We start from the raw sequence: 5,132 nt of genomic DNA on the forward strand, positions 1-5,132 counted from the left end.
TATAAACTGAATATGATTGGCGCTGGGTTTGCGTTGGTCTTTACCGCGATGATCGCGCTCAGCTTTCCGATCGTCGCACGATTGGTCGTGGACAGCTTTGGTCTCGATAGCGAAGAAATCAGCCGGAATTTTACGTTGATGCTGACGATCGCTGTGTTCTTGGCATTCGGCACGGCGGCACGATATTATCTTGTGACACGGTTGGGTGAACGGGTCGTGGCTGATATCCGCAAGGCCGTTTTCAACCGTATGATTAGCATGAGCCCCGCGTTCTATGAACGTATTATGACCGGTGAAGTGCTAAGCCGGATCACGACAGATACGACTTTGATCTTATCCGTTATCGGCAGTTCTGCGTCGATTGCACTGCGCAATATCCTGATTTTTATTGGGGGCGTTATCTTGATGCTTCTCACTTCGGTGAAAATGAGCGTGATGGTTCTTTGGCCGATCCCTGTTGTTCTTTTCCCGATCATATTTCTTGGGCGCCGTGTGCGCAGTTTGTCAAAAGAAAACCAAGACTTGATTGCTGAATCCAGCGGTGATGCGTCGGAACAACTGCTGTCAGCGCAAACCGTGCAGGCATTTACCCACGAAGAGTTGAGCCGCAAAAAGTTCGACGAAGTCACCGAGCAAAGCTATCTTTCTGCCCGCCGCCGCATCCTGACACGGGCGGCACTGACAGCCATCGTGATCTTTATGGTTTTTGCAGCGATTGTGTTGTTCTTGCAGATGGGATCACAAGATGTGAGCGCCGGACAGATCACCGAAGGTGGTTTGGTGCAGTTCATGTTCTACACGATCATGGTCGGCGGCGCAGTCGCCGCTTTGTCAGAGGTCTGGGGCGAAGTACAGCGTGCCGCCGGTGCGACAGAGCGTTTGGTCGAGTTGTTAACAGCCGAAGATAGCGTGCAGGATCCAGAGCAACCCCTTGCGTTGCCGCAACCCGTGCGCGGTGCGCTAAGCTTTGAGAATGTGGAATTTCATTATCCTTCCCGACCGCAAATCTCTGCCCTTGGCGGCGTAAGCCTGACGATTGAGCCGGGTGAAACGATTGCTCTTGTTGGGCCGTCAGGTGCGGGCAAAAGCACGATCATTCAGATGGTTCAGCGGTTTTATGACCCGCAAAGTGGTGCAATCAAAATTGATGGTATGGATTTGCGTGACTTGGATCGTGCTGAATTTCGTAAATACATCGCGCTTGTCCCTCAAGATCCAGTAATTTTTGCGGACACAGCCCGCGAAAATATCCGCTTTGGTCGCCCTACAGCCAGTGACGCCGATGTTGAAACAGCCGCGAAAGCGGCGGCTGCGCATGACTTTTTGTCAGCACTGCCTGATGGCTATGACAGCTACGTGGGTGAACGCGGTGTGATGTTGTCTGGTGGGCAAAAGCAGCGGATTGCGATCGCACGGGCAATCTTGCGTGATGCGCCGATCTTGCTTTTGGACGAAGCGACAAGCGCACTTGACGCAGAAAGCGAATATGCAGTGCAGCGCGCAGTCGAAGAATTGGCCCGTACGCGGACAACCTTGATCGTGGCGCACCGCCTTGCCACCGTTAAAAAAGCGGACCGGATCATTGTGCTAGAGGACGGCAAAATCGCAGCGCAGGGCACACACGACGCACTGGTTGCCCAAGATGGGCTTTACGCCCGACTGGCCCGCTTGCAGTTTACAGAAGGTCTAGCTGCCGAATAACGCTTCTTTTCGTAGCGTTAGACTTGTGATCGCGCCGTTTCTTGCCCAACCTGCATCCTTAGGGAGGCCGCGAAAACATCCGCGGTAAGACATCAGGGAGGAGACGATATGACTTTTGCGAGTATCGCGGATCGGGACGCTATAGAGAATGAAAAGCCGTGGGAGGCGCGCAATGCCCCTACGACGACTTACGGTTTACTAAGCCAAACCGCAGGTAAGCACGGATCCCGCAAGGCGGTCAGCTTTAGCCTTTTGTCCGACCCAAAAGCCAAGTGTGAAACGCTTGATTGGAACGCACTGCGCGACAAGACGGGGCAGGCGGCAAACATGTTCCGCGCGCTTGGTGTTGGTGAGGACGATGTTGTTGCCTATTTGATGCCCAATGCCACTGAAACAATTCTGACCTATTTGGGCGGACAGGTTGCGGGGATCGTAAACCCGATCAACCCGTTGCTCGAGGCTGAACAAATCGCGGCAATCTTGCGCGAAACGAACGCAAAGGTCTTGGTCACCCTCAAAGCATTCCCAAAAACAGACGTGGCGCAAAAAGCTGCGGATGCAGTGCGCCTTGCGCCCAATGTGACCCATGTCCTCGAGGTCGATCTGCTGCGCTATCTGACTGGAATTAAGCGTTTGATCGTGCCGCTGATCCGGCCCAAAAACCCAGTGTCTCATCATGCCATCGTCCTTGATTTCAATGCCGAGATGAACAAGCAACCCGCAGCGCTTGCCTTTGAGGACAGCAAAGTAGACCGCGTCGCGGCCTACTTCCACACGGGTGGGACGACGGGCATGCCAAAGGTTGTCCAACACCGGTATTCGGGTATCGTTTATAACGCATGGCTAGGTGACAAATTGCTTTTTACTGAAAAAGACGTGCAGATTTGCCCGCTGCCGTTGTTCCACGTCTTTGCGACGATTGTGTCACTGGGGGCCTCTTTGGGGTCTGGTGCGCAGGTCGTGTTTCCAACACCGCAAGGATACCGCGGCGAAGGTGTGTTCGACAACTTTTGGAAACTGATCGAAAAGCACAAAGTGACCTTCATGATCACGGTGCCCACCGCGATGTCGGCGCTGATGCAGCGCAAAGTTGATGCGGATATCTCAACCCTGCGGCTCGCTTTTTGCGGCTCTGCGCCGTTGCCGCTAGAGCTTTATCGCCGTTTCGAAGAGGCGGCAGGCGTTACAATCTGCGAAGGCTACGGTTTGACAGAGGCCACCTGCCTGGTATCGATCAACCCACCGGAAGGGGAAAAACGCGTCGGTTCAATCGGTGTCCCATTTCCATATACAGACGTAAAAATCATGTCGCCCGCGACTGGGACAGAACTGGCAATCGACGAGATCGGCGAAATTTGCGTATCAAACCCGGGTGTTTCGGGCGGTGCGACGTATACTGAAGTCGAAAAAAACGCTGATTTGTTCTATTCGGACGCTGATGGCAATCCTACATTTTTGCGGACCGGTGATCTGGGACGCAAAGATGCGGATGGCTATTTGTGGATCACAGGCCGCGCCAAAGACCTGATTATTCGCGGCGGGCACAACATCGATCCTGCCGAAATTGAAGAGGCTCTCGCAGGTCACGACGCCGTGGCATTCGCGGGTGCGATTGGTCAACCAGATCAACACGCAGGTGAGGTTCCATGCGTCTATGTTGAACTGGTTGATGGCGCGGATATCACGGAGACTGATCTGCTTGCGTATGCAAAAGCAAATATCCATGAACGCGCTGCTCATCCCAAGTATCTTGAAATCTTGCCAGAATTACCCAAGACAGCTGTCGGTAAAATATTTAAACCGGACCTGCGCAAGCGCGCGATCACCCGCGTCTACAACACGGCGTTGGGTGAATTGACCGCCGAAGTTGCGACCGTCACAGAAGACAAGCGGAGCGGGCTGGTTGCACATGTGACGAAAACCGGCAGTGTAACGCATGAAGAAATCGGGAAAGCGCTAAACGCTTATACGATCCCTTGGGATCACGCGGATTAACCCTTCCCGAAGCACAGCACAAAAGGACAGCGGCGATGACAAAACTTGCATTTTTGGGCCTTGGGGTCATGGGATACCCGATGGCTGGACACCTCAAATCAGCGGGGCACGATGTGACGGTTTACAACCGCACTGCTGCGAAAGCGGAAAAGTGGGTGTCTGAACACGGCGGCCAGTTGGGTGCCACGCCAAATGCCGCATCCCAAGGGGCAGATATGGTTTTGGCCTGTGTTGGCAATGACGATGACTTGCGATCGGTTTGCTTGGGCAAAGATGGTGCATTTGCGGCGATGGCCGCAGGCTCAATCTTTGTGGATCACACGACAGTGTCGGCCGCAGTGACGCGCGAGTTGCATGATGCAGCTGCACAAAACGGGATTGCTTTCGTTGATGCGCCGGTGTCCGGCGGGCAGGCAGGTGCCGAGAACGGCGCGTTGTCAATCATGTGTGGCGGAGCAGCGGACAGCTATGCTACGGCCGAGGCCGTGATAGCAGCCTATGCAAAGTTGTGCCGTAGGATCGGTGACAGTGGTGCTGGGCAAATGACAAAAATGTGTAACCAAATCGCGATAGCAGGTTTGGTTCAGGGCCTGTCAGAGGCGCTGCATTTTGCGCAGAAGGCGGGACTTGACGGTCGGGCTGTCGTCGAGGTGATAAGCCAAGGCGCCGCCGGTAGCTGGCAGATGTCGAACCGGTATGAAACGATGCTGGACGACAAATTCGATCATGGATTCGCGGTTGATTGGATGCGTAAGGATCTTGGGATTTGTCTAGACACCGCCAATGAAAACGGGGCGAGCCTGCCGGTGACGGCATTGGTGGACCAGTTCTATAAAGATGTTCAAAAAATGGGTGGGGCGCGTTGGGATACGTCGTCATTGCTTAAGCGTTTGCAAGCCTACAATTGATCGCGCGGATCGACATATAAAATTGTGTGTTGCTTGCTATCTGCTCGCTATCGAACACTGATCAAAGCATCCAATGGACGCTGTTCTGGGCTAGAATAGCGTGATGTCTTGGGGCGTTCGGACTTGCCTTGGTCTAATCGTTTCGTCAACTGCCATTCCTGCGATTTGAAGTTGCCGGGCAGCGCCCGTTGTGGGAACAAACTGTACACGGCGGGCCTGTTCCCCGCCTAAGCTTGAAGAGACACAGGTGATGCCTTCTCTTTCCAAGAACTCTTTGGCGAAAGCGGCATTTCCGGCGCCGATATCGCGCGCATGATCAGTCATGCGCGCGCCACCAAATAGCTTTGCTTGAAGGTGGCATCGCTCAGCTCCTGACTTAAGCAATCGATTTATGAGTAATTCTATCGCATTGATCCCGTATTTCAGATCATCACTTTCGGCGAGTGTTGATGTCGCAAGTAGAAAGTGGTTCATGCCGCCAACACGGTTGACGGCATCGAATAGGCACATTGCGACGCATGATCCGAG

The 5,132-nt window shown here is 53.8% G+C and carries 4 protein-coding genes; 3 read left to right on the forward strand and 1 reads right to left on the reverse strand.

All coding sequences use genetic code 11. The features are described 5' to 3' along the window. The 3 genes from QZ197_RS14625 to QZ197_RS14635 all read left to right on the forward strand — a co-directional run. On the forward strand, positions 1 to 1,701 hold a 1,701-nt coding region (locus QZ197_RS14625; protein WP_296432882.1), incomplete at its 5' end, for an ABC transporter transmembrane domain-containing protein. A gap of 108 nt (positions 1,702 to 1,809) precedes the next feature. Then, positions 1,810 to 3,696 (forward strand): acyl-CoA synthetase, encoded by a 1,887-nt coding sequence (locus QZ197_RS14630; RefSeq protein WP_296432883.1) that lies wholly within the window; start codon positions 1,810 to 1,812, stop codon positions 3,694 to 3,696. A gap of 35 nt (positions 3,697 to 3,731) precedes the next feature. After that, the gene (locus tag QZ197_RS14635; protein WP_296432884.1) at positions 3,732 to 4,604 is read left to right on the forward strand and encodes an NAD(P)-dependent oxidoreductase; all 873 of its coding nucleotides are present in this window, start codon (positions 3,732 to 3,734) and stop codon (positions 4,602 to 4,604) included. Between the two features lie 90 nt (positions 4,605 to 4,694). Here the strand turns inward: QZ197_RS14635 and QZ197_RS14640 are convergent. Next, positions 4,695 to 5,132, reverse strand: a 438-nt coding sequence (locus QZ197_RS14640; protein WP_296432885.1) for a chemotaxis protein CheD, incomplete at its 5' end; no start/stop codon positions are given.

The organism is Yoonia sp. (assembly GCF_017854415.1).
GTDB lineage: Bacteria > Pseudomonadota > Alphaproteobacteria > Rhodobacterales > Rhodobacteraceae > Yoonia.